This is a genomic window from Neobacillus niacini (assembly GCF_031457145.1).
In the GTDB taxonomy this organism is placed as follows: domain Bacteria; phylum Bacillota; class Bacilli; order Bacillales; family Cytobacillaceae; genus Neobacillus; species Neobacillus niacini_J.
In genome coordinates this window covers 206343-232633 of sequence record NZ_JAVDVZ010000005.1, presented here as the reverse complement: position 1 = coordinate 232633, position 26291 = coordinate 206343, and the positions used below count along the sequence as shown (strand labels likewise).

General features: G+C 41.4%; 21 protein-coding genes and 1 other annotated feature. Of the genes, 9 read left to right on the top strand and 12 right to left on the bottom strand.

Annotation, left to right across the window (positions count from 1 at the left end; translation table 11 throughout):
* Window positions 1–63 precede the first annotated feature (63 nt).
* The 4 genes from J2Y03_RS14645 to J2Y03_RS14630 all read right to left on the bottom strand — a co-directional run bounded on the left by J2Y03_RS14645 (window position 64) and on the right by J2Y03_RS14630 (window position 7586).
* Window positions 64–1782, bottom strand: coding sequence for a sensor domain-containing diguanylate cyclase (locus J2Y03_RS14645; protein WP_310195333.1), 1719 nt, complete (start codon window positions 1780–1782; stop codon window positions 64–66).
* 72 nt (window positions 1783–1854) lie between these two features.
* Entirely contained in the window at window positions 1855–3177 is a 1323-nt protein-coding gene (locus J2Y03_RS14640; RefSeq protein WP_310195332.1) for a bifunctional folylpolyglutamate synthase/dihydrofolate synthase, read from the bottom strand.
* A gap of 66 nt (window positions 3178–3243) precedes the next feature.
* Window positions 3244–5889 carry a valine--tRNA ligase gene (locus tag J2Y03_RS14635; RefSeq protein ID WP_310195331.1) on the bottom strand — a complete coding sequence of 882 codons (2646 nt, stop codon included), beginning with the start codon at window positions 5887–5889 and terminating at the stop codon, window positions 3244–3246.
* Window positions 5890–5937: 48 nt separating this feature from the next.
* Window positions 5938–6175 (bottom strand) — a binding site (T-box leader).
* Between the two features lie 91 nt (window positions 6176–6266).
* Entirely contained in the window at window positions 6267–7586 is a 1320-nt protein-coding gene (locus J2Y03_RS14630) for an O-antigen ligase family protein (RefSeq protein WP_310195330.1), read from the bottom strand.
* A gap of 211 nt (window positions 7587–7797) precedes the next feature.
* Here J2Y03_RS14630 and J2Y03_RS14625 point away from each other — a divergent pair, with 211 nt between their 5' ends.
* A complete protein-coding gene (locus J2Y03_RS14625; protein WP_132088916.1) occupies window positions 7798–7995 on the top strand; it encodes a hypothetical protein in 198 nt (65 codons plus the stop codon).
* A 17-nt stretch (window positions 7996–8012) separates the two neighbouring features.
* Here the strand turns inward: J2Y03_RS14625 and ysxE are convergent, their stop codons facing one another.
* Together ysxE and spoVID are read right to left on the bottom strand one after the other, a co-directional pair.
* Window positions 8013–9050, bottom strand: coding sequence for a spore coat protein YsxE (ysxE, locus tag J2Y03_RS14620; protein ID WP_310195329.1), 1038 nt, complete (start codon window positions 9048–9050; stop codon window positions 8013–8015).
* Between the two features lie 89 nt (window positions 9051–9139).
* Window positions 9140–10240, bottom strand: a complete 1101-nt coding sequence (spoVID, locus tag J2Y03_RS14615) for a stage VI sporulation protein D (protein WP_310195328.1) — start codon at window positions 10238–10240, stop codon at window positions 9140–9142.
* A gap of 291 nt (window positions 10241–10531) precedes the next feature.
* On the opposite strand from spoVID, the gene J2Y03_RS14610 reads away from it, so the two are divergent.
* The 7 genes from J2Y03_RS14610 to J2Y03_RS14580 all read left to right on the top strand — a co-directional run bounded on the left by J2Y03_RS14610 (window position 10532) and on the right by J2Y03_RS14580 (window position 18806).
* On the top strand, window positions 10532–13246 hold the full coding sequence (locus J2Y03_RS14610) for a LuxR C-terminal-related transcriptional regulator (protein WP_310195326.1): 2715 nt from the start codon (window positions 10532–10534) through the stop codon (window positions 13244–13246).
* A 185-nt stretch (window positions 13247–13431) separates the two neighbouring features.
* The gene (locus J2Y03_RS14605) at window positions 13432–13767 is read left to right on the top strand and encodes a hypothetical protein (protein ID WP_310195324.1); all 336 of its coding nucleotides are present in this window, start codon (window positions 13432–13434) and stop codon (window positions 13765–13767) included.
* Entirely contained in the window at window positions 13736–14461 is a 726-nt protein-coding gene (locus J2Y03_RS14600) for a hypothetical protein (RefSeq protein ID WP_310195323.1), read from the top strand. Before J2Y03_RS14605 ends, J2Y03_RS14600 begins: the two co-directional genes overlap by 32 nt.
* A 200-nt stretch (window positions 14462–14661) precedes the next feature.
* Window positions 14662–15411 (top strand): DUF2306 domain-containing protein, encoded by a 750-nt coding sequence (locus J2Y03_RS14595; protein WP_310195322.1) that lies wholly within the window; start codon window positions 14662–14664, stop codon window positions 15409–15411.
* Window positions 15412–15541: 130 nt separating this feature from the next.
* Window positions 15542–16750 carry a polysaccharide deacetylase family protein gene (locus tag J2Y03_RS14590; RefSeq protein WP_310195320.1) on the top strand — a complete coding sequence of 403 codons (1209 nt, stop codon included), beginning with the start codon at window positions 15542–15544 and terminating at the stop codon, window positions 16748–16750.
* A 230-nt stretch (window positions 16751–16980) separates the two neighbouring features.
* Window positions 16981–17976, top strand: coding sequence for an NAD(P)-dependent alcohol dehydrogenase (locus tag J2Y03_RS14585; protein WP_310195319.1), 996 nt, complete (start codon window positions 16981–16983; stop codon window positions 17974–17976).
* Window positions 17977–18365: 389 nt separating this feature from the next.
* The gene (locus J2Y03_RS14580; protein ID WP_310195318.1) at window positions 18366–18806 is read left to right on the top strand and encodes a hypothetical protein; all 441 of its coding nucleotides are present in this window, start codon (window positions 18366–18368) and stop codon (window positions 18804–18806) included.
* A 139-nt stretch (window positions 18807–18945) separates the two neighbouring features.
* On the opposite strand, the gene hemL is transcribed toward J2Y03_RS14580, so the two are convergent.
* The 6 genes from hemL to hemA form a co-directional block, all read right to left on the bottom strand.
* Complete coding sequence (gene hemL / locus J2Y03_RS14575; protein ID WP_310195317.1) at window positions 18946–20232, bottom strand: glutamate-1-semialdehyde 2,1-aminomutase; 1287 nt, start codon at window positions 20230–20232, stop codon at window positions 18946–18948.
* Window positions 20233–20609: 377 nt separating this feature from the next.
* Window positions 20610–21590 carry a porphobilinogen synthase gene (gene hemB, locus J2Y03_RS14570; RefSeq protein ID WP_132088929.1) on the bottom strand — a complete coding sequence of 327 codons (981 nt, stop codon included), beginning with the start codon at window positions 21588–21590 and terminating at the stop codon, window positions 20610–20612.
* Between the two features lie 18 nt (window positions 21591–21608).
* The gene (locus J2Y03_RS14565) at window positions 21609–22382 is read right to left on the bottom strand and encodes a uroporphyrinogen-III synthase (RefSeq protein WP_310195315.1); all 774 of its coding nucleotides are present in this window, start codon (window positions 22380–22382) and stop codon (window positions 21609–21611) included.
* A complete protein-coding gene (gene hemC, locus J2Y03_RS14560; RefSeq protein WP_310195313.1) occupies window positions 22376–23314 on the bottom strand; it encodes a hydroxymethylbilane synthase in 939 nt (312 codons plus the stop codon). The genes J2Y03_RS14565 and hemC overlap by 7 nt, the downstream gene beginning before the upstream one ends.
* Before the next feature lie 9 nt (window positions 23315–23323).
* Complete coding sequence (locus tag J2Y03_RS14555; RefSeq protein WP_132088939.1) at window positions 23324–24157, bottom strand: cytochrome C assembly family protein; 834 nt, start codon at window positions 24155–24157, stop codon at window positions 23324–23326.
* 12 nt (window positions 24158–24169) lie between these two features.
* Complete coding sequence (hemA, locus tag J2Y03_RS14550) at window positions 24170–25510, bottom strand: glutamyl-tRNA reductase (RefSeq protein ID WP_310195311.1); 1341 nt, start codon at window positions 25508–25510, stop codon at window positions 24170–24172.
* Between the two features lie 264 nt (window positions 25511–25774).
* Between hemA and J2Y03_RS14545 the strand changes: the two genes are divergently transcribed.
* Window positions 25775–26263 (top strand): LiaI-LiaF-like domain-containing protein, encoded by a 489-nt coding sequence (locus J2Y03_RS14545; protein ID WP_132088945.1) that lies wholly within the window; start codon window positions 25775–25777, stop codon window positions 26261–26263.
* The last annotated feature ends 28 nt before the right edge of the window (window positions 26264–26291 follow it).

Sequence of the window (26291 nt, the reverse complement as noted above, 5' to 3'; positions counted from 1 at the left end):
TAAGCTTAACATCTCACTTCTTTTTTATTTTCAAAACTACATACATAATCAGAATGAAACCATTTAACAAGAAGAATACTCCGCAACCCGATTCCTTCCTGCTCTTTTTGCCCCAACATACAATGCTCTATCTGCATGTCGAACCAAAGCAAGAGGATCTTCTGCATCCTCAGGTGCAGTAGCGACTCCAATCGAAGCTGTAATTTTAATCTGTTGTTGTGTAAGCTCTAGCGATTGATGTAAGGTAAATGGCCAGTTGGCGATGGCTTGTCTGATCATTTCTGCCATCTGGAAGACTTCTGCTTTATTGGCTTCAGGTAGGAGAACGACGAATTCCTCGCCGCCATAACGAGCGACCGTTCCACGGGAACCAACAAGTTTACTAAGTCTATCTGCTAATTCTCTTAAAATTTCGTTTCCGCTTTGGTGCCCGTATGTGTCATTGACGGCTTTAAAATGGTCGATATCAAGGATAATTAATGATAAAACCTTACGTTCAAATTGGAATAACTTATTAAACTCCTCGTTCAATAGTTTTTCAAAATAACGATAGTTATATAATTTCGTTAAGGCACAACGTTCACTCTGATTTTTTGTCACTTCATAATGCTTGGCATTTTCCATTGCCACTGCAAAATAGGAACAAAGGATATCAACTATCATCAACTGGGATTTTTCATATGCTCTTTTGCGTTTGGAAGCTAGCATTACCACACCAATTACCTTTTTATTTCTTCGAATCGGAACGGCTAAGATACTTTCCGCATTAGCAGGTATATATCCTTTCGAATACTGTTTCCATTGCTTACCTGTTGAGTATAAATACGCTTTCCCTTTTGACCAAACAAATCCACTAATACCTTCATTCTTTTTTATCCTAGGTATGTTCAATGGTAATTCATGATCTCCATCTTGAATACGACGGATTAATTGAAGTTCATCCTCATTTACTACATCGAAAATATAAGCATAGTCAACAGGAAGCATTTCGCTAAGCTTTTGGATCAACAAGTCAATAACCCCATCTACTTCAAGCCGTTCTGCCATTTGATGTCCAATTTCAGCAGCTTTTTGTAAATAGGCGTTAATTTTTTCACTTGAGTAATAGAGCTTAAAGATAATGGATAAACTTGCAAACGGAACAGCTACAATCAAAAGCGCTAATAGTCCTTGCTGGTTATAAAACATATACAATACAAAGCCAAGCGGCATAGTAATAAATGTCGTAACCGTCTCCACAATGAAATCCTTACCAAAGTAGGATTCCTTACTTTTATAAATAAAATATAGATAAAATGAAATGATGACCTGATTAAGGAAGTAATTAACCAAAGCATATACTGCTGCAAGTGATAGGGAGTGCAGATTATTTATAATGGTTGGACCTGTTTGTCCACCAAGAGCGTAGTAAACACCACCACTCACTAGAGATACCAGAAAAAACATAATCAAGTTTAGCGGAATTCGGAAAAGTTGCTCCTTTTGAATTCTCAACCTGAGCAGTAACACGATGACTGCTGCCTGTGCAAAAATCATTTCAACGAATAATCCGAAACTTAAAAATGTTGCTAGTGATACCCATTGAATTAAGAAAATTGGAGTATTATTTATGACCATAGGCATAAAGGCAACAACTGATGTTAAGATCAAAAAAGCTATTACATCTAACCATTGCCCAGAAAAGTGAGGAGGAAAAGTTTGATAGGTAAACCACAATCCTGCAGGGACTAACAAGAGCCATACAAGAAAAATATTTCGTTTTGTTTTTGCGGCAACTCTCATTCTGCTCCCCCCTCACACCTGCATTAATTTGAAATCAAGATAAATCTATTTTACCAAAAATCCTTTAGCTTGTCATAGTGAAATCACATTGTTTTTCAAAAATTCACATAAATGCGGTTTAGCCTCTGATATAAAATACAAAGAACCAGTGACAACAAGAATCTGATTATTCTCAAGAGATTTTGTAATCTTGGAAAGATGTGTATCCCATTTGTCTGCCATTACTTTATTTTTCGATTTACTTATTGCAAATAAATCATTCGCTTGGGCCGCTCGAGGAAAATCAAATGAGACAAAAGAGATTTCATCTGCAACTTGATCCAATTGAGCAATCATTTGGTCCAACTTTTTATCTTTTAAGGCTGCAAATACAATATGAATATTATAGTTAGAATAACGAGTTGATAGCTCTTGGACCAGTGCCGAAATACCCTCATCATTATGAGCCCCATCAATAATAACGAGTGGACGATTTGATAGGATTTCAAATCTCCCTGGCCAATACGCTTTTTTTAAGCCTGTCCTTATCGCGTTCTCGCTAATTGAAAAATCTTCATCATGATTGATGGATTGAGCTGCCATAGCTGCTAAGGCAGCATTTTCTGTTTGATGCTGACCAATCATGCTGATTTCCAGCTGTTCTAATGTATGTTCAGCACTCTTTAGTGTAAAAATCTCTCCATTTGCTTGTGGGCTGTGGGAGGTAACCTTAAAATCCTGATTCAATCTATAAAGTGGAGCCTGCTTTTTTTCAGCCTGTTCTTTTATTACCTTAAGTGCTTCTTCATTTTTTACTGCAGTGAAAGTAGGAATCCCTTCTTTGATAATTCCTGCTTTTTCAAAAGCGATTTCTCCGTAAGTATGTCCTAGAATATTTGTATGATCTAACCCAATGTTAGTGATGATAGAAGCTATTGGATGAATAATATTCGTAGAATCAAATCTTCCGCCTAAGCCCACTTCATAGATAACAATATCCACTTGATTTACATTAGCAAAATAATAGAATGACATTGCTGTAATCACTTCAAACTCTGTTGGGCCGCCGAGCTCGGTTTCTTCTAATTCATCGGCAAGCGGACGAATTACATTGGTTAGTTCAAGGATCTCTTTATCACTAATTGGTTTCCCATTGACTGAAATTCGCTCGTTGAATTGTTCAATATATGGGGAGGTAAACGTCCCAACTGAATAGCCTGCCGCTTCGAGAATATTGCGCAGGTAGGTTACAGTCGAACCTTTGCCATTGGTTCCGCCAATATGTACAGTTTTCATTTTACGTTCTGGATGTCCAAGCTTCTCCATCATCCATTCCATTCTGGAAAGTCCTGGTTTAATGCCGAGCCTTAATCTTGCATGAATCCATTCAAGGGCTTCGCTATATTTCGTAAACATCTATGACACCCCATTTTATTTTCTAAAAGAAGACGAATCCTATTTTGGACTCGTCTTCACTTCTTATTATAAACCTTTTAATTCATTGATGCGTGCCTCAACAAGCGCTCGTTTTTCACGGTAGTCTTTCTCTTTTGCACGCTCTTCAGTAACAACACTTTCCGGAGCTTTTTTCATAAAGCCTTCGTTGTTTAGTTTCTTTTCAACTCGCTCTACTTCTTTTGTTAACTTGTCGTATTCTTTTTCAAGACGAGCAATTTCTTCATCAATGTTAAGCAAACCTTCGAGCGGAAGATAGATTTCCAAGCCGGTAATAACGGCTGTCATTGCCTTCTCTGGTGTTTCAAGGTTCGTTCCTATTTGTAATTCTTCTGGGTTACAGAATTTTTCAATATAGCCACGGTTCTTTTCAATCGCAGTTAATACGGAATCATCCTTCGCCTTTACAAGCATTTTAATCTTTTTGCTCATTGGCGTGTTTACTTCTGCACGGATGTTTCGAACGGAACGAATCATTTCCATTAACATCTTCATTTCCTGAGCCGCTTGCTCATCAGAGTATGCTGGATTTACCTCCGGCCACTTGGCAGTTGTAATCGATTCTCCTTCATGTGGAAGGTTCTGCCAGATTTCCTCGGTAATGAATGGCATGAATGGATGCAACAAACGCATGGTCTGATCCAGTACATGGGCAAGAATCGAACGTGTTGTTTTCTTTGCTACTACATCATCACCATATAATGGAATCTTTGCCATCTCGATATACCAATCACAGAAATCATCCCAGATGAAGTTGTATAAGGCACGACCCGCTTCTCCGAACTCGTAACGTTCTGATAGCTTGGTAACATGGTCAATCGTTTCATTTAATTGTGTTAAAATCCACTTATCCGCAACAGACTTTTCTCCGCTAAAATCAATTTCATCGTACGTCATGCCATCCATATTCATTAAAGCAAAACGAGAAGCGTTCCAAATCTTATTCGCGAAGTTCCAAGTAGATTCAACTTTTTCAAAGCTAAAGCGTAAATCCTGACCAGGCGAGCTTCCAGTTGAAAGGAAGTATCTAAGTGCATCAGCACCGTATTTATCGATAACATCCATTGGGTCGACACCGTTACCAAGGGATTTACTCATTTTCCGTCCTTGTTCATCTCGTACTAAACCATGGATAAGAACATCTTTAAATGGTCGGTCACCCGTAAATTCAAGGCTCTGGAAAATCATTCGGGATACCCAGAAGAAGATGATATCATAACCTGTTACGAGTACACCTGTTGGGAAGAAACGCTTAAAGTCTTCTGCCTCTACATTTGGCCAGCCCATTGTGGAGAACGGCCATAATGCAGAACTGAACCACGTATCCAAAACGTCTTTATCCTGCTCCCAATTTTCACTATCAGCAGGGGCTTCGTGACCAACAAATACCTCACCTGTTTCCTTATGGTACCAAGCAGGAATTCGGTGACCCCACCATAGCTGTCGTGAAATACACCAGTCACGGATATTTTCCATCCAGTGCAGGTATGTTTTTTCAAACCGTTCAGGAACAAAGTTTACTTTATTCTCTTTATTTTGCAGGGCGATTGCTTCGTCTGCAAGTGGCTGCATTTTAACGAACCATTGTGTTGATAGGTAAGGCTCAACTACTGCACCACTGCGTTCAGAATGGCCAACAGAGTGCAAATGCTCTTCAATTTTGAACAGGATTCCTTGTTCTTGAAGGTCCTTCACAATTTGCTTGCGGCATTCGAAACGGTCCATTCCTTGATATTTTCCAGCTCTATCATTCATCGAGCCGTCTTCGTTCATAACGAGGACACGCTCAAGATTATGGCGGTTTCCAATTTCAAAATCGTTCGGGTCATGTGCCGGAGTAATTTTTACAGCCCCAGAACCGAATTCTATATCAACATAATCGTCGCCAACAATCGGAATTTCACGGCCAACGATTGGCAGGATAACGGTCTTGCCGATTAAGTGCTTATAGCGCTCATCTTCTGGATGAACTGCAACAGCAGTATCCCCTAACATGGTTTCCGGACGAGTAGTCGCTACTTCGATATGCCCTGAACCGTCTGCTAACGGATATTTCATATGATAAAATGCACCCTGAACATCCTTGTAAATAACCTCAATGTCAGATAATGCAGTCTTGGTAGATGGATCCCAGTTGATAATGTATTCGCCGCGATAAATTAGTCCCTTTTTATATAGTGTAACGAATACTTCACGAACAGCTGCAGATAAACCTTCATCTAGTGTGAAACGCTCACGGCTGTAGTCTAGACCTAAACCTAACTTTGCCCACTGCTGGCGAATATGGGAGGCATACTCTTCCTTCCACTTCCATGTTTCTTCAACGAACTTTTCACGACCTAAATCATAACGGCTTTTGCCTTCTCCACGAAGCTTTTCTTCAACCTTTGCCTGTGTTGCGATACCGGCATGGTCCATCCCTGGGAGCCAAAGAACATCATAACCTTGCATCCGCTTCATGCGAGTAAGAATATCCTGCAGGGTTGTATCCCAAGCGTGACCTAAATGAAGCTTTCCAGTAACGTTTGGCGGCGGAATAACAATCGTATAAGGCTGTTTGCCCTCATCATTTTGTGCTTCAAAAAACTTTCCTTTTAACCACCAATCATAACGTCCTTGTTCGATTGACTGGGGATCATACTTCGTCGGCATGGTAATTTCTTTTGTTTCCATTTTATTTTCCTCCTTTTTCCATCAACAACAGAAAAACCCCATTCGTCATAAAAGGACGAATGGAGTTTGCTTCGCGGTACCACCTTTTTTCCAACCCTAAAAACATGGATTGGCTCTTATATGGATAACGGATTTGATCCGTCTTCAACTAGTAGGATTGTGTAGTCCGTTCGCTAAAGAAGCTCGAGGGCGACCTTCCGAGTGCCTGCTTAGGAAACCTTTCAGCTAGTGGCTTCCCTCTCTTTAAGCAGGGTAACATCGTACTCTTCCCTGTCTGTGCTTATATGTAATTAATTATATTGTATATACTACCCAAAAAAGGTTCTTGACGTCAATAATGATAGCCAACTTTTTTAGTTTTAATACTATATGAGTTTTTAAGCAGTTTGGTTTTTATTTTCAAACTGATACTTTTCCCTATTTTGATTATGCGAATTATTAATTACAATAGTCGATTTGGCTAAGGTTATTCCAAGAATGGACCAAAAAATTGGGGCTACAGGAACCGTACTTATATTAAAAAATGCTTGTACAAGATAACCAATTATCGTTGCTATTAAACCGTAAATCAATACCTTCTCGTTACCTTCTGCCAGTTTTACTGCCTGAAATGCTCGTCTTAGAATTAAATAAAGAAAAGATAAATAACTCAAAAGTGCTGGAGTACCTAGTGTAATAGCTATCTGTAAATATTCGTTATGTGCCTTATCGACAATTGAATTGCTCAAAAATTCCATGTTTTTTTTATTATTTGGATACACAAATTCAAATGAATCAGGTCCGGAACCCACCCAAAAATATTCTTTTACTAAAGGTAGTGATTTTTCCCAGATATATAAGCGCGAGGACCCTTCACGACCCGTACTTTGATTCGTAACTACACTATAGGACTCCTTAACCACAGAATTTATACGCTTGGCGTAATGTCCTTGCTCAGTCATGTTAATTAAAAATAATAGTACAATCATTGAAACAGCTAATGCACCCCACCTCTTCCAAAGGTGTTTCCGTTTTATTACTACAAACAAAGTTATAAATACTAACCCAAAAAATACACCGACATATCCACTACGTGTATTCGAAAAGATAAGGGCCACAAAAGCTAAACATAACGAAGTAAAATAAAGGATTTGGTATTTTTTTAATGCAGCATTCAAAAATAACGGTATCGTGATCAGCAACACTAATACAAGATACGACCCAAAGAAGTTGGGATTGTCAAAGAATGTATATGTCCCACCATAATTTCTCATCGCACTATTCCTTGGAAGAAAATCTAATTTATAGTGCTGTAATATTCCGTATAGGGAAACAATCATTGAAACTATGGCTACCCCAGAAATCACTTTAGTTAATTTCTCCTTATCCATTAATCGATAAGAAAAAAGGAAAACGCTGAAATAGCAAAAGTAGGAAATAAGACCTTCTTTACGGTCAATCAAACCATATACGGAAGTATAGTTATTGGGAGAGAAGGCTGTTGAAATTTCTATAAGAGTTAGAAATAGTAACAAAAGAATTACAATAGTCTTATCACCCTTATCCGGCTTTAATGAGCGGTATCTTCTTTTAAACAGTATGTATAGCCATGTTGCGAGTACAAAGGCATATAAATATCCAGTCTTCGTTGTAGTATAGTAAGGATCGAAGCCCCATGGATAAATTAAAATCGGGAAAAGTATGATAAACCAAAACATGATGATTACCCCTAATTAGTAGATTAATATAGTTAGAGATTCCCATTAAGGAACCAATTTTATAGAACTTTTTTATTATTTCATTTATCCTAGAAGATTTCAATATGGTGAATTAGGGGAATCACATTTTTATTTAATTAGAATTTGGGGAATTTAGACCTGTTTTAGAATATACATAAAAGAAATGCGATTTTTAGAGAGGAAGGTTTTGATGAAGCGGAGGAAATTTATCACCAAGTACTCCTACACCCCCTGGTATCGAACCACCAAGAGAGTTTGTGAGCAGCTAATTTTGCCGTTTACAATTTTTCAATTAATTCGAACACTGTTTATACCGACTGTTTTTGATGTCTTATTATTAGCCGTATTTATTGCGATTGCTGTATCGATTTATTTTGAAATTGTTTAAGAGCCCATTTAGCATGGTCACTGCTGCTGGGCTCCTTCTTTTGCTTGCTTTGCTTGTTCATCGAGTTCCGTCATCCTCATAACCACATACTCTGAATTCTTTAAATTCCAGTATTTGCTTTGCAGCATCCTGACATATTTCAGCTCATTTTTGGGTTGTTCTTTTTTATAATACCGTTCGACCACTTGAATGATTGGAATGGGATACGCCAAATAACTAAAGAAAAGAAGTTTTTCATCTGCCTTGAATGGAAAGTATTTAAAATAGTGATACACCCACTCAACGGCCTCATCATTCCGTGTTGGCCGGGTATTAAAGGAACGTGAAAGATAGGGCAATAAATCATGAATCGGTGAGCCAAATCGGGCATTTTCAAAATTAATAAAGTAACCGTAACCCTTGTCGTCATATAGAAAATGCTCAGATGATAATTTTCCATGTGTAATCACCATTCGCGCTTTTTCTACTTCCTTAGTTTTTTCATACCATTCTTCGAACTTTGTTTTTGAAAAGCGAAGCGCCTGGCTAATTTCGTTATAGTACAAGCAATACACAAGCTCAAACGGCGACATGTAAGTCTTTTTTTCACATTCATCGATAAAACCGTCTAGAAACTCCTGTTTTTTATCAAGTAGTTCAATGGTTTTCTCATAATGCTCTGTACGTTCATCTTTATTAACGGTGATGTCTTTGGCGGAAAGAGTATGCAGCCTAGCTAATTCACGAAATAGCTGCTCGTGTTTATGATTGCGGTCTTCCTTAACTTCATTCGGCATCCATGGCATTAAGTAATACAAGGCTTTATCATGGAGAACTGCATATCTTCCGTCCATTGTCGGATAGATGGGCACAATCCGGTTATAACCCTTTTGGTAGAGCAAATGAACATGCCGTATAAAATCTGTTCCCGTCGTCGGGCCAATTTTCTTCAGTGCAAATGTACCTTTATTCGAATAAACCTTTTTAATATTGCCGTGTTCCTCAACGAAATATGGCGTTACTTGATAGTTTTTTAAAATCGGAACAACTGGATCGAACGGATTCATATCACTCATCGACAATCATCATCTGCCTTTCAAATAAAGCAAAATCCTTAAAAAGATGTGAGCAGGATTTGACACCCGCTCACTCTGTTTTCGGTTGATTATTTTTTTGCGAAGGCAACTGGTACGTATAATACTTGACCCTCATACACATCTTGGTTGAGCTCGAGATTGTTATATCTAAGTAGATTAGGGACAGAAACATCGTAACGGTCGGATAGACTCTCCAGCGTGTCGCCCTTTTGAACAATACAAACTTTTAATCTCGCTTGATCTGAAGCTTCTTCCTTACGGGCAAAGAACTCCGTGAGTGTCATTGTTTTCTTTTTTGATGCCTTCTTCTTAACTTGTTTTGGTGGTTCTTCTGGGGAGGACGAACTCTCTTCCATCACTGGTTCTTTTGGCTGGGCAGGTTCCTCTACCTCTACCTCTTCCGCAACTGGCTGTTTTGGTGCTTCCTCGGCGATTTCTTCCATCTCATCGACTGGCTCACTAATTTCACTTCTTGCATGCTCGAACACGACTGGCTGCTGAGGCTCTTCTATCGGCTCAGGCTCTTCATACGTGAACGTTGGGAATTTCGGAAATGGTTCAACCTTTTCTTCTTCTGGCTGCTTTCTTGCTTCAGCCTCAAACAAGAAGGTATCCTCAAATTGATTTTCTTCATGTAGTTCTTCTTCTTGTTCTGTTTCTTCTTGAACCTCTACCTGATAACGATGGAGTACTTCATACTGCTCCTCTTCTTCCACAACATCATCTTTTTGCTGCTGGGATGAATCATACAAGCCGCTGATGGTTAGTTCTGCGGATAGTTTCAGACAGCTGCGCTCGGGAAAGGCATAATCAAATGACTCCACGATAACATCGATATCATAAATACTTTGAATTCGATTGTTTGGAATGGTAATATCGACAGGAAAACGGTGTGAAAATTCACAGATTCCTTCCTCTTGTGGATCCACTCTTTCAACATACTTTTGGCTTGGTGCATTTTCTTCTTCAATCTCAGCACTATCCTCGTCACTTCTATATTCGCCTGTTAATTCCAGCGAACCACGTATGGTTACGTACTGATCGTTTTCCTGGATGGTAATATCCGGGTCTAGAGAAATCGACACAAGTTCAGCTACTTCCTGTCCCCTTCTAAACCACAAAGATTCCTCCAAGGAAAATCGCAGGCACGATTGATTCTCTTGAGACAAAGCGACTCCTCCTTTCGTTTCCTTTCACGCAAAATCACTATGTCACTTACACAATATGAACAAAGGCTTTTAAATATGATAAAAAAGGATTTTGATGTGAAAAAGTTTAGGATCAGGGAGTTTTGACGAAATTAATCCCGCTCTAATCCAGATTAATCCCGCCGACTATTTGGATAATTGATTTCAGCACCCAAAAAAGCCTGGCGTACGCCCTGATATGAGGCATAGGTTGGGGCAGCCGATTATGTTGAAATTTTGTGCGGGAGTCTTTTTACGTGTTATTATTAATCTATGAATATTCCAATTTTATCCACTAAACTATATATCCCCCTGCCACGGACTAATATTGTACTAAGACCGCGCCTGGTCGAACGGCTGAACGAGGGTCTGAACCGCAAGCTGACACTCATCTCTGCCTCTGCTGGCTTTGGCAAGACTACGCTGGTCAGCCAATGGGTTCCCAGTTGTAAGCGACCTGTCGCATGGCTGTCGCTGGATGAAGGGGATGACGACGCTACACGCTTCTTAACTCACCTTGTCGCTGCATTGCAGATGATTGCGGAGAATATAGGAGAAGGCGTGGTTGGTTCACTCAAATCCCCACAGCCACCGTCAATTGAATCGATTTTGACAATTCTGCTCAATGAAATCTCAACTATCCCATACAAATTCGTCCTCGTCCTTGAAGACTACCATCTTATTGATTCTAACCGGATAGACACTGCTCTCATCTTCCTACTCGAGCATCTTCCGCCACAAATACACTTGGTCATCGCCACCCGTGAAGATCCGCAGCTTCCACTGGGCCGGTTACGTGCCCGGGGCCAATTGACCGAGTTGCGTGCCAATGACCTGTGCTTTACTCCCGGCGAAGCGGCCACGTTCCTCAATCAGGTGATGGGTCTGTGTCTCTCGGCTGATGAAATTACTGTACTGGAGAACCGTACCGAAGGCTGGATTGCGGGGCTACAGCTGGCAGCACTCTCGATGCAGGGACGCGAGGACATTCCTGCGTTCATTCGGGCATTCGCTGGAGACAATCGGTACATCTTGGACTATCTGGTCGAAGAGGTCCTGCAGCGTGTGCCCAATTATGTCCGGACCTTCTTACTTCAGACCTCCATTCTCGACCGCTTGCATGGCCCGTTGTGCGATGCCGTCACGAACCAGGAGGAAGGCAACGCTCGTTTGGAGTTCTTGGAGCGAGGCAACTTCTTTATTGTCCAACTGGATGACAGGCGTCACTGGTATCGCTATCATCACCTCTTTGCAGAGGTTCTCTCTTCGCATTTGAGGGCAGATTTACCAGATCAGGTTGCTACGCTGCATCTGCGGGCGAGCAAATGGTATGAGCAGAATGGATCGCCTGCCGATGCAATCCGCCATGCGCTGGCCGCCAAGGATTTCACACAGGCTGCGGACTTGATCGAGATGGCATGTCCAGCCATTGGCAGGAGTGGACAGTGGGCTGTGGTGTTGGGCTGGTTGAAAGGGCTCCCCAGCGAGCTAGTCCACTGTAGACCCGTGCTTTGTGTTTGGTATGCCGGTGCGTTACTGGCTGGCGGCAAGCTAGAGGCTGTTGAGGACCGATTGAAAATTGCCGAAAAATGGCTGGAGTCTATGACAGGCATGCGCGATCGACTGGAAGCCCTACTTGGTAAGATGGTTGTCGTGGACGAAGAGGAATTTCGCCGACTCCCAGGTTCGATTGCTGTGTTCCGTGCCGGACTAGCCCTGGTTCTGGGTGATGTGCCCGCCACCGTGAAATACGCCCAGCTTGTGCTCGACCTCGTACCTGAGGATGATCATCTCCCGCGCGGATCGGCAGCAGCGCTCCTGGGACTCGCATCCTGGAGGAGCGGGGACCTCGAGGAAGCACACCGGATGTTTGCCGATGGTATTTCTACCGTGCAACTGGCAGGAGCCATCCCTGACGCAATCAATGGTGCAATCGCTCTTGCTGATATACGGATTGCGCAAGGCCGACTCCGCGATGCGATGCGTACCTATGAGCGGGGATTACAACTTGCAGCAGAAAACGGCGAACCTGAACTACTGGGAACGGCTGATATTTACGTGGGAATGAGTGAGCTCCACCGTGAGCATAACGATCTGGATTCCGCCACGCAACACCTACTGAGAAGCAAGGAGCAGGGCGAGCATACCGGGTTCCCTCAAAACCGCTATCGGTGGTACGTCGCAATGGCTCGATTAGGGGAGGCCGAAGGAAGTCTGGACAGCGCGCTCAACCTGCTTCACGAGGCAGAGCACCTGTATGTTAATGACTTTTTCCCAAATGTACGTCCTATAGCAGCGTTGAGGACAAGGGTGTGGGTCGCACAGGGTAAGTTGGGTGATGCCCTCGACTGGGCACGGGAGCAGGACCTGTCAGCACAGGACGACCTTTGCTACTTGCGCGAATTCGAGCATATTACCCTGGCAAGGGTGCTCCTGGCCCGGTATAAGAGCGACCGCGCTAACCACTCTATACTTGAGGTAATGGGTCTACTCGAACGCCTCCTCCAAGCAGCAGAAGAAGGCGGGAGAAAGGGAAGTTCGATCGAAATCCTGATACTGCAGTCGCTTGCTTACCATATGAAAGGCGACAGCCCTGCTGCGCTTGTGCCGCTGGAACGCGCCCTGACCCTAGGTGAACCAGAGGGTTATGTCCGAATCTTTGTGGACGAAGGTCAACCGATGATTGCCCTGCTGGAAGCGGCTGTGAAAAAGAAGATTGCCCTGAACTATGTCCGTCGTCTCCTGACAGCCTTTGGCAGGGCTGAGGATAAACCGCCTGCCAAACAGGTTATGATCGAGCGACTAAGTGAACGTGAACGGGAAGTTCTTAGGCTGCTCAGAACCGACTTGAGTGGCCCAGACATTGCCCGTGAACTTATAGTGTCCCTGAACACACTACGGACCCACACCAAGAACATTTATGGCAAGCTTGATGTGAACAACCGCCGGGCAGCAGTCCGACGGGCTGAGGAACTCGATTTGTTCTAGCAAGCCCCATCCCCCCCTGCCCTGGCTCATGCCAGGGCATTTTTCTATCCTTACAATTCTCGATTGATAAATCACCACATGTGGTGATGCCTTCTCACCACTTCAACATGTAACTTTGAAGAAGAAAGGAACGCTTACACCAATGTGGATATGCATCCATAGAACGAACGGGAAGGAGGAACGAAATGAGTGAAACACATGTATCAACAGAGGACCATCACGAGCCTAGACTGTACGAAATTCGCCTCAAGGGACACCTTGATGCCCGGTGGGCCGACCGGTTTGAAGGTCTAAGCTTCACCCACGAAAGTGACGGAATAACCATACTCTCTGGCCCGGTGGTCGATCAGGCCGCATTACATGGTTTGCTGAGGAAAGTGCGTAATCTCGGCCTGACATTAATCTCAATCCATCAGATTGATTCCAATCAGTCGAAGGGTTCAGATGGTAACACAGACAAAACAAATAGTTTAAAAAGGAGAGAAAAAGATGAAAACAATTCCCAAGACATCAATCATTGAAGGGAACAAGCACACTCACACCAACCAGCACTTCGAGGCCAGGTTGGAGAATAAAATGAAGGTAACATCGACGTCTCTCATCCGCTGGTCGGGTTTAGCAGCTATGGTAGCAGGGTTCCTTTTCATAGTCATTCAGACAATCCATCCAGCTGATATTCTTTCTTCAGTCACCACCGGTCGATGGGCAATCGTCCACTACTTGAGCATCGCCATGTGCCTCCTCGGCCTGCTCGGCATTGCAGGGATCTATGCAAGGCAAGTCGAAGAGGCCGGTTGGCTTGGTCTGATCGGCTATCTCATGTTTAGCCTCTTCTATGCGCTCACAATGGCCTTTCAATTCGCCGAAGCCTTTATCTCGCCGCTGTTGCCGACCGAGGCACCGAAGTTTATGGAGAGCTTCTTGTTGCTCCCCAGTGGGTCTGCTGGCGAGATGAACCTTGGAGCCCTCGCAGCGGTATATACGCTAGTAGGGGTACTGTATATGCTCGGCAGCCCGCTGTTTGGCATCGCGACGATCCGCGCCGGCATCCTGCCGCGATGGGCGGCCGGCCTGTTTGCCTCCGCGGGACCCGTGTCGGCTCTCGTGGTTTTGCTGCTCCCACACCCGCTCGACCGCATAGCGGCGGTGCCTCTTGGGTTAGGTCTGGCCTGGCTGGGATATGCGCTCTGGTCTGAACCGCGAAAGGAAGCCTAGGCTTCATCCAGTCACGCCAAACAGAAGTCAAGTAAGTTCGCTCCGAAAGTGGAAGGATTGAACAAGCGGCTATACCGCCGCTAGTCTCATAGTTTCGAAATAGTCACTCTAACACTAAACAATGTAATCCGTTATCTTCAGAATGGATGTGAACTAAACAAAGCCCTACGCAAATTTTTTAAAAGGAGTTGAAATTGAGAGTGAATGTCTACGATAAAGATCAAGCCCCCAATGTGTCTGAGCACAATGAGTTAGGGAAACCTACGTCTCAGAAAACAAAAGCACCTGCAAAAGAAGTTTCGGCAAAGTGGCTCGTCGCTGCACTCCTTTTGCTGAGCACACCTCCGCTTGCTGCCGGAGTCTTCCGCCTAATAGTGCTGGCTAGTGGAACTGAAATTACGCTGGCCAACGAACGGTTCTTTGCGGTGAATTTACCGATAGTGCTGCATATCTTGTGCTCCATCGTGTATGCGATATTGGGCGCATTCCAATTCGCAACTGGTTTCAGGCGGCGTAGGCCTGGCTGGCATCGCGCTGCCGGGTTGCTCTTGATTTTATGCGGGCTAGTGGTTGGAATTTCAGGACTGTGGATGACCCTGTTCTATCCCCGTGTGGATGGTACTGGTGAGCTGCTGCTTTATGTTTTCCGGCTCCTGTTTGGGTCGGCCATGGTCGTGTCTATCCTTCTCGGCTTTGCTGCAATCCTGCGAGGAAAGGTGGTCCAGCACGGCGCATGGATGATACGTGGCTATGCAATCGGGCTTGGCGCGGGTACACAGATGTTGACCTTGATGGCTGGGGAAATAATCGCCGGTCCGCCAAGTGAGCTCAGCGAAGCCCTACTGATGGGTGCAGGATGGGCAATTAACCTCGTCGTTGCCGAATGGGCCATTCGCAAGCGAATGGCCCCAGCCCATACGGCATCAGCCGATGTATCCCATAGATCCTGACAATTTCTTGTTCCGAAAAGGTGCAGTAGGTACAAAGGATGTCGACAATGGACACCTTTGGCCGGCTTTTATCCGTAAGTCGATCAACAGGAGGATTTTTTATAGTAAAGGGTAATGGAGGGTTAAAAACATGAAAAAAGGTTTATTATATTTTCTTATTTTAATAGTTTTAGTTCTTTTAAATGCTTGTGCTTCTATGACCTCCCTTAACAACGAACAAAAAGAAAATATAAACACAAAAAAAGAAAGAGCAGTGATTGAAGATGAAATGAATGGACTGAAAGATAGTCGTAATGAGGAAATTGGAAAAAGTGGAAAGACACCAACTAATGATAATGATGTGCTAAAAGATTTTGTCACATATGATGGTCCTATTGAACATATTTTCTTTCATCCTCTTGTAGTATATCCATCACTTGCTTTTGATGGTGACCATATGTCGCAAGGGTACAATGATTATTTTGTTACAGTAAAAGAATTTAACTCCATTATTGAGTCTTTATATTCTAAAAATTATATTCTGATTAAAATGAGTGATGTTTTTGAAGAAACAAATCTAAATGGAAAAAAGCAACCTATAAAAAAAGAATTGAAGTTACCAAAAGATAAAAAACCTTTAATTATATCTGTTGATGATTTAAATTATTATCCCTACATGATTTCTAACGGTAATGCCTATAAATTAATTATTAATTCAGAAGGAAAAATTGCTACATTCTCAAAAGATTTAAGTGGTAATGAAGTAATTTCTGAAGAAAATGAAATTGTTCCTCTTTTAAATTCATTTGTTGAAAAACATCCTGATTTTTCATTAAATGGAGCAAAAGGGATTTTAGCTCTTACTGGATATGAAGGAGTTTTAGGATATCGTACCAATGACTTAGATTCACCTAGTTATGAAATTGAAAAGAAAGAAGCAATGCAAGTTATCAATAAATTGAAAAATGAAGGATGGGAATTTGCCTCTCATGGTTATGGTCATTTAGCTACTGCAAACATAGATTTAAATACTTTAAAAAATGATACAAATCGATGGTTAAATGAAGTTTCGCCTTTAATAGGAGAAACATTAATTTATATTTATCCTTTCGGAAGTAGCGTGTTACCTGATGACCCCAAATTTGACTATTTGCAAAGTGTTGGCTTTCGAATCCTGTGTTCTGTTGGTCCAAATCCTTATTTAAAATATACTGATGCTTCTGCAATGATGGACCGCGTTCACATTGATGGAATTAGTTTAGAAACACAACAACATATTTTAAATCGTTTTTTTGATAGTGATACTATTATAGACCAACAACGATTTATTAATCACTCAACTTTCGCAGCTGGATTTTAACTCTAATTCTTTATGGTATCTTCGTTACTCCCTAATTTAATATATCGTGTCAGGTCATTGTAGTTCAGTTCAGAAATAATATTTTATTAAAGTAAGAGGCATTTAGTTGAATAAGACCATCGAAATGTTAAATATATATATGGAATTCTAACGGTCTATTTTTTATGTCTTAAATATCAACATTATTATTTAACAGAGCCAAATAATAAAACGAATTGGAGGAGGATAAAATGAAAGCAATTGTGTATACAAACTACGGTCCCCCTGAAGTTCTTCAACTAAAAGAGATAGAAAAACCTGCTCCTAAAGAAAATGAAATTTTGGTAAAAGTAAAAGCGACGACCGTAACAGTAGCAGATATTCGGGCGCGAGGTTTTTTAGTCCCTTCGGCTTTTTGGCTGCCAGCCCGAATTTCGCTGGGTCTCAAGGGGCCAAAAAAGGGAATATTGGGAATGGAGCTAGCAGGAGAAGTTGAGTCAGTAGGGAAAAATGTCAAGAAGTTTAAGGAAGGTGACCAGGTTTTTGCAGCGTCCCTATTGGATTTTGGTGGATATGCCGAGTATAAATGTTTGCCTGAAGATGGGCCAGTCACTCTTATACCAGCCAATATTACTTTTGAGGAAGCTGCTGCCATTCCCATTGGGGCACGTACAGCATTGTTTTTTCTTAGAAAAGCTAATATTCAGAGCGGCCAGAAGGTTCTAATTTATGGAGCCTCAGGAAGTGTAGGAACTTATGCAGTACAAATTGCTAAAATTTTCGGAGCAAATGTTACGGGAGTATGCAGTACTAGAAATTTAGAATTGGTAAAATCTTTGGGAGCAGATAGAGTTGTTGATTATACGAAAGAAGATTTTTCAAGTAAAGGTGAAACGTTTGATGTCATCTTTGATACGGTTGGTAAAAGTCCCTTATCAGCTTGTATGAAATCGCTCAAGAAGAATGGAACCTATATAAATCTTACCTTGCTTTTACCAAGTGTTCAAATGCTATGGAAAAAAATGACTAGCAGCATAAAGATCATTTTGGGGCAAAACTCTCCTGAAACTCCCGAAGCATTAAACTTCCTCAAAGATTTAGTAGAGGCTGGAAAGCTAAAAGTAGTTATTGATAGAACCTATACTTTTGAAGAAATCGTTGCTGCCCATAGTTATGTCGAACAAGGACACAAAAAGGGAAATGTCGTCATAAATCTGGAACAAAACAACAAACCCCTAAAAGTATGAACTAAATTCACGACACCCAAAGGTTAATAACAATTTTGGTCTTTGTTTGATCATTATTACAGCAAATTATTTTAGTAGCAAACCGGCGTTATCGGAGGATTTTTCTTTTCACTTTAGCGGATTTGCTAAAGTAATTTTTTTCACTTAATTAGTTTGTCAATCACCACATGTGGTGATGACGACTCACCATATGTGCGTGTATCTTTAACGAGGTGGAGATGCATCCGCAGGAGGAACATGAAGGAGGAGGAGAATGAGTGAAAAACACGTATCTGATTAGAATGGCTGATGTCGAGAAATTTCATGAATCAGAGGGACTTGGTATAACGGAGTGGATAAGGAAGTCGAATGTCCTATTACTATCAAATTTATAAAAGAAGGTGAAAAAAATGAATGAAAGCAAACCAACTGCAAAAATGAACGAGGTCTCGTTGTTTCGTCTTTATTTGCTGAGGTCGCTGTACCTTTTTATCGTGGTGGGGCTCGCTATCGTACGATGGCCGGATGTCATCCAACTGGTTTTCTATCAGGAGAAGCCCTATGAGTTAATGGAGGGAGTAGTCATCTGCATGCTGGCCTCCTTTTCGGTTCTGTTAATCCTGGGGCTGCGGTATCCACTGCAGATGATACCTTTGCTTCTGTGGGAATTGGTGTGGAAGTCGATTTGGCTGATCAGCGTTGCGCTCCCACTATGGACAGCCGGTCAAATGGACGAAGCAACCTGGGCGATGGCCTATGCCTGTTTATTCGTCTTGATTGTTCCTTTCTGCATTCCTTGGCGCTATGTATTTGCACACTACGTGAAGAAGCGCGGAGATCGGTGGCGCTAAAGCCCGCTCTAACAGGTGCTTGAATTTATTAAAAACAGCGACAAAGCTTAAAACCTTTGTCGCTGTTTATTGCATATAAATAATGTCCTTGTGTGTACTCCAAAAGAGAACGGCTTACAACAACGGTAAGTGCTTAAATTTATTTGAGTTTGGAAAAAGCAATTTCTACTGCTTTGATGGTCTTTTCGATGTCTTCGTCGGTATGTGCCGTTGATAGGAACAATCCTTCGAACTGAGATGGCGGCAGGAATACACCTTGTTCTGCCATTTGTCGATAGTACTCAGCAAAATATTCTAAGTTAGAAGTTTTGGCTTTTTCATAGTTGATTACATTTTCATTGGTGAAGAAGAACCCGATCATAGAACCAGCACGGTTGAAGGTAACGGGAATATCATATTTTTCAGCGGCTGCTGTAATTCCTTTTTCGAGTAAATCGCCTTTGCGTTTGAACTCTTCGTAATGCGCTGGTGTTAATTGACTTAATGTTTCATAACCAGCCGTCATCGCTAGTGGGTTTCCTGAAAGTGTTCCTGCTTGATAAATTGGTCCTGCTGGAGCAATTTGCTGCATGATTTCAGCTTTACCACCGTACGCGCCAACTGGGAGACCGCCGCCAATTACTTTTCCAAGACAAGTGATATCTGGAGTTATATTGAAATAGCCTTGTGCACAATTGTAGCCCACACGGAAACCTGTCATAACCTCATCAAAAATCAGCAATGCGCCCTTTTCGGTCGTAATCTCACGAAGTCCTTCCAAGAATCCTGGAAGCGGTGGTACAAGACCCATATTACCTGCAACAGGTTCAACGATAATACAAGCAATATCATCGCCAAATTGTTCAAATGCATATTTAACCGCTTCTAGGTCATTGTAAGGGACTGTGATGGTGTTTTTAGCAGTCCCCTCTGGAACACCAGGGCTGTCCGGTAATCCAAGTGTAGCAACGCCAGAACCAGCTTTAATCAATAGCGAATCACCATGTCCATGGTAACAGCCTTCAAATTTCAAAATCTTATTACGACCTGTATAGCCGCGTGCTAAGCGGAGCGCACTCATCGTTGCTTCTGTTCCTGATGATACCATCCTTATCACTTCAATCGATGGTACACGTTCAATCACAAGCTTAGCCAATTTATTTTCCATTAACGTTGGTGCACCGTAGCTTGTACCAAGCTCAGCCACTTTTTTAATACCTTCAACCACACGGTCATTACTATGACCAAGAATTAACGGACCCCATGATAATACATAATCGATATATTCATTGCCATCAATATCATAAATTTTTGATCCTTTTCCTCTTTCCATGAAGATAGGATCCATATTGACAGATTTAAATGCACGTACTGGGCTATTGACACCGCCAGGCATTAAGTTCTGAGCTTCTTTAAATGCTTCTATTGATTTTGTATATGAGCGCATTTTGAGTTCCTCTTTTCGAATTTTAATAATTCTTTTGTGCGTAATACCCATAACTTTAAGTTATGGAGATGTACGCATATCAATTGACCTTTAAAAAGATTTGGAATATACTAGAAACCAAAGGGAACATTTGTTCTTTGATAACTGAACATAGAAGGTTGTGGCAGGTATAAGTGCTCTGCCACGTAAAATGTTCAAGCCTTTGAAAAAGCCAATTCACGTTTGCTAACGTGAATTAAATAGGCTTTGATGAAAGTAAAGCTGAAGGTCTTTTGTAAAGACCAGATGTATTAGCGGGTTTTGTGGTCACCCACATAAAGACAATGCCTCTTAAACGGTAATCTTTATGAAACCCCTCGCTTTAGCGATGGGGAGATTCATTGGTCTTCTTTTAACCAGCGGCATGCGTCTTTAGCAGCATAAGTAATAATCAAATCAGCACCGGCGCGCTTCATACCTACTAACATTTCAAGAACCGTACTCTTTTCATCGATCCAGCCGTTGGCTGCAGCTGCTTTTACCATTGCATATTCACCGCTGACATTATAAATAACAACTGGAAGATTGAAGTTGTTTTTAACATCACGAACGATATCAAGATAAGGTAATCCTGGTTTAACAATTAAGAAGTCTGCGCCTTCTGCAACATCCGATTCCGCTTCCCTAAATGCCTCCATCCGGTTGGCCGGATCCATTTGATAGGTTTTACGGTCACCAAACTGTGGAGCTCCCTCAGCTGCTTCACGGAACGGTCCGTAAAAAGCAGATGCATATTTAACGGCATAAGACATAATCGGGATTTCTTTAAATCCTGCTTCATCTAAACCAGCACGAATCGCTGCCACAAATCCGTCCATCATATTAGATGGTGCAATAATATCCGCTCCAGCTTGTGCTTGTGCTATCGCTGTTTTCACAAGTAATTCAAGGGATTCGTCGTTAAGAACTTGTTCTCCTTCAACGACGCCGCAGTGACCGTGGCTTGTATATTCACACAAGCAAGTATCGGCAACGACAATTATCTCTGGATAATGTTCTTTTATGTAACGTGTGGCAACTTGAATGATTCCATGGTCATGGAACGCCTGTGTACCGCATTCATCCTTTGTAGCCGGAATTCCAAATAATAAAACAGACTTAATTCCGTGCGCTACGATATCATCCATTTCACCTTTCAGATTGTCCATTGACACTTGGAACACACCTGGCATCGATGATACTTCATTGCGAATGTTTTCACCTTCATAAATAAATAAAGGATAGATGAAGTCCTCTGGTCTTAAGTGGTTTTCTCTAACAAGTGCACGCATATTAGCACTTGAACGTAATCGGCGATGACGTGAAAATTGAAGTTCCATTTATATTTACCCCCAACATTATTTTTCTAAGTATTGAATCGTGCTTTTGATCATTGCTTTAACAGTATATTCCTCAGGTGCAGCATGTACGGGCAATCTATAGGAAAGCAATTTTTTCTCTGTGACTGGTCCAATGCAGCCAATAACGCAATTTTCGAGATGACTCTCAAGCTTATACTCATGTACCACACTCATAAAGTGGTCTACAGTGGAGGGACTTGTAAACATTAAGATGTCGAGCTCGTCCGCTAAAAGCATCTTGGCCAGTTTTTCCCGGCTCTCATTGGGCATGAATGTTTCATAAATGATTATTTCATCGACATGAGCACCGTTCTTAATGAGCGAGCTTGATATATATTCCCTGGCCAAATTTCCTTTCGGAAGCAGTATTTTTGAGCCTTTAGCTACAAAAGGAAGGAATTCTTCGACAAATACCTCAGCCACATAAGCCGATGGGACAAACTCAGCTTTTAATCCCTGTTCATTCAGGACCTCTTCGGTTTTTTTGCCAATAACAGCTATCTTCGGAAATTTACCGAACTCTTCTATTTTTTTAAAAGAAAAGAAAGTTTCCACAGTGACATTGCTAGTATAAATAATCCAGTCGTATGTATCAATATTATCCATTGCAGTTTGAAGACGCTGATTGATTTCAATCGGACGAAACGCAATAAGAGGGATTTCGATTGAAATCCCTCCATACTTTTCTACAAGTTGTGAAAAGGATTTTGCCTGACCTGCTCCACGGGGAACAAGGACCTTTTTGTCTTTCAAACCACATGGTTTTAGCATTGACCTTCGAGCTCCCGTTTAACCCGATCAATCAGGTCTTTAGCTCCTTTTTCAATTAATAGGTCTGCAGCGACGATACCAAGCTCTTCTGGGTTTTGACCTCTTAGTTCCTCTTTGAAGATTTCTTGTCCTTCTGGAGAACCAACTAGTACGGTTAAAACAATTTCCTCATTGTCAGCAATAGAGGCAAAACCAGCAATTGGCACTTGGCAGCCGCCTTCCATTTTTTGAAGGAAAGCACGTTCTGCTCGAACGGCTCTTTCGGTTTTCTTGCAAGTGAATTTTTCAAACAGTTCAAGAAGCTCTTTATCATCCTCACGGCATTCAATTGATAAAGCTCCTTGACCAACAGCAGGAACGCAAATATCCGCATCAATAAATTCAGTAACGGTTTCTGATGTCCAGCCCAGACGAGAAAGTCCTGCCGCTGCTAGGATAATCGCATCGTATTCTTCTTCTTGAAGCTTTTGTAATCTCGTATCAACATTTCCACGGATCCATTTAATTTCCAGGTCAGGACGCTGTGCTAAAAGCTGTGCGCTGCGACGAAGGCTGCTCGTGCCGACAATCGCTCCTGGCTTCAAATCGTTTAACTTAATATGATCTCTTGAAATCAATGCATCACGGTGGTCCTCACGGAAAGGAATACAGCCGATGGTCAAACCTTCTGGCAGCACTGCTGGCATGTCTTTCATACTATGAACAGCCATATCAATCTCTTTATCCATCATAGCCTGCTCGATTTCCTTCACAAATAAGCCTTTTCCGCCTACTTTAGAAAGGGTGACATCAAGGATTTTGTCTCCTTTTGTAACAATTTCCTTTACTTCAAATTCAAAAGGTCCTCCGAGCTTCTTCAGCTGTTCAATTACCCAATTTGTTTGTGTTAAAGCCAATTTGCTGCGTCTAGAACCTACGATAATTTTTCGCATGACTGCCTCCTATGAATACCAAAAATGAAATGATGATAATTGACCAAATAAGAAAAAGTTAACTAATACAACTAAAAAAGACCCGACATTCCAAAGGGCTAATTGTCTGCCTGCCATGTTTTTAACGATACGCAGGTACAAATAGATACTATAACCGGTTAATAAAAGAAATGAACCTATTATTTTCATATCGTACCAGGGCATTCCTGGGACCTTTAAAATCGCCCATTGTAAGCCTAGGATAAGGCTTAATAACAGCATCGGAACGCCTATTACTACTAAAATATAAGAGGATCGCTCCAGCTTGCTTAAATCTGCAATTCTCAAAAGTCTGGCACCCCACTTTTTCCGCTTCAACAAGTCATATTGAATCAGATAGAGAAGCGAAAGGACAAATGACAAGGAGAAGGCTCCATAAGATAGAATCGCCATCGTGATATGTATAAGCAAGAGTTCAGACATAAGCTGATTGCTTATGACATGTGAATCATATTGAATCGGAGCAAACGCGTGAATGGCGATGACAATAAAACCAAGGATATTTGTAAAAAAGACGATGAAGTCTACCTTCAACAGCTTGTTAATTCCTAGTGATAGAGTTACCAATACCCATGCATAAAAATAAAGACCCTCAAATATCGTTAACGCAGGAAATCTTCCTGTTTTTATCATATAACTAGTTAGGAAAATCGTTTGTAAAACCCATACAAACGCAAGTAACCAGAAGGCGATACGGTTAGCCTTCCGGTTATGATTGAGAAAATCGAAAAAATATAACAATACACTGAAGGCATATAGGACTACTGTCAATTCGTGCAGCCGTGTCATATAAAAGTCATACATAATGAGTACCTCTTATGACTGAAAAGAAGCCTGAGGTACATGAACCATTGCATTTTTGGTTTCGGCTGCTTTTGTTTGTTTTTCAACAAGCTCTTCAATATTAAATATTTTCATAAATAAATCCAAAGCCTCATCAGCGTCTGGACGAGCAGCCAATTCTTTTGCTTGTAAGATAGGGTCTTTTAATAGCTGGTTGATAATGCTCTTTGTATGTTTATTTAAAACCTTAATATCACGGTCTGATAGATGTGGCAGCTTGCGTTCAAGGCTGATCATTGTTTCAGCTTGAATTGCACCCGCCTTATCTCTAAGAGCAGCGATAACAGGAACCACTCCCAGCGTTCCAAGCCATTGTTTGAAATCAACGATTTCCTTTTCAATCATCAGCATAATGACTTGAGCTGCTTTCTTCCGCTCCTGAAGGTTTGCCTCAACAATTCCCTCTAGATCATCGATATCATATAAAAATACACTTTCAAGCTCAGCAATTTTTGGATCCAAGTCACGCGGAACGGCAATATCGACCATAAATAATGGTTTACCCTTACGCTTTTTTTCAACTTTTTCCATCATTTTTTTCGTGATGATAAAATCCTTTGCACCAGTAGAACTAATCAAAATATCTGCATCCATCAGCGTCTGTTGAAGTTCATCGATCGTTTTTGCCTCTCCAGCAAAACGGGTTGCAAGAACTCTTGCTTTCTCAAAGGTACGATTAATAACCGAAACTTTTCTAACACCATTGCCGTGCAGATTTTGGGCTGCTAACTCACCCATTTTTCCTGCACCAAAAATTAACACATGTTTGTTCTCAAGCGAACCGAAAATTTTCTTTGCCAACTCAACAGCGGCATAGCTGACTGAAACCGCATTTGCGCCGATATCTGTTTCAGCGTGTCCACGTTTCGCAACTGTAATGGCCTGTTTAAATAGGTGATTGAATACAGTACCTGTTGTTCCTTGTTCTTGAGCTAGAATAAAGCTTGACCGAACCTGCCCTAATATTTGTGTTTCCCCTAAAACCATGGAATGAAGACCGCATGCCACATTGAATAAATGCTCCACTGCACCATCTTCTTCATAAACAAATAGAAATGGTGAAAACTCAGCTTGTTCAATTCCAAACCATTCAGATAGAAATTCCTTGATATAATAGCGGCCCGTATGGATTTGATCCACAACCGCATAAATCTCTGTACGATTGCATGTCGACACAATTATATTTTCTAGGATGCTTTTTTTGGAATTTAATTTTGTCATGGCATCACCAAGGTCGGATTCATTAAATGTCAACCGCTCACGGATTTCCACAGGGGCAGTTTTATAGTTTATACCGATCACTACAATATGCATTTTCTTAGAACACCCCCAATACGTAATACACTAACTACTAATACATACTTAACTAGTCTGATTATAACACGGGTTTTTCAACTTTTACCAAAAAAATGTGAACAGAAAACGAAACTATATGTTACTATAAAAACGGAAGCGCCTAGGCGCAAAAGTTATCCTACTATATAGGGAAAAAGTTATGTTTTATTAATATATCATCTTATGTACAGTACCAAAAAAATAGAAGAGATTCAAGTAAACCTTACTGGAGGTGGTGTTAAAATGAAGAATCAACGGGTTTTTCCTGGAATTATTCTCATTGGCTTTGGAGCCTTTCTATTCTTACAGCAATCTGGATTTACTGCTCTACAAGCATTATATTCGTGGCCAACACTGCTTATTATAGTCGGCGCAGCTTTTTTGGGACAGGGATATTCTGCAAGGGATTATGAAGCGATTCTACCGGGAGTTATTATAGCTGGCTTCGGTCTCCATTTTCATTTCGCTGGTAAAATCTCTTTCTGGCCGAATAACACGATAGGTATGTTGGTATTATTTATTTCGATTGGCTATTTCCTACGTTTTCAAAAAACAAATAATGGCTTGTTTCAAGCGTTTCTGTTTTTAGTATTAGCATTATTGCTATTATTTTACGACAAAGTTTCAGAATATCTTAATTTACTTCAAAATGGGCTGAGTTTTGTATGGAAGTTTTGGCCGGCGATTATTATACTTGTAGGGATATACTTTCTTTTTAGAAAGAAAAAATAACGCCAGGCGGGTGCCTGACGTTATTTTT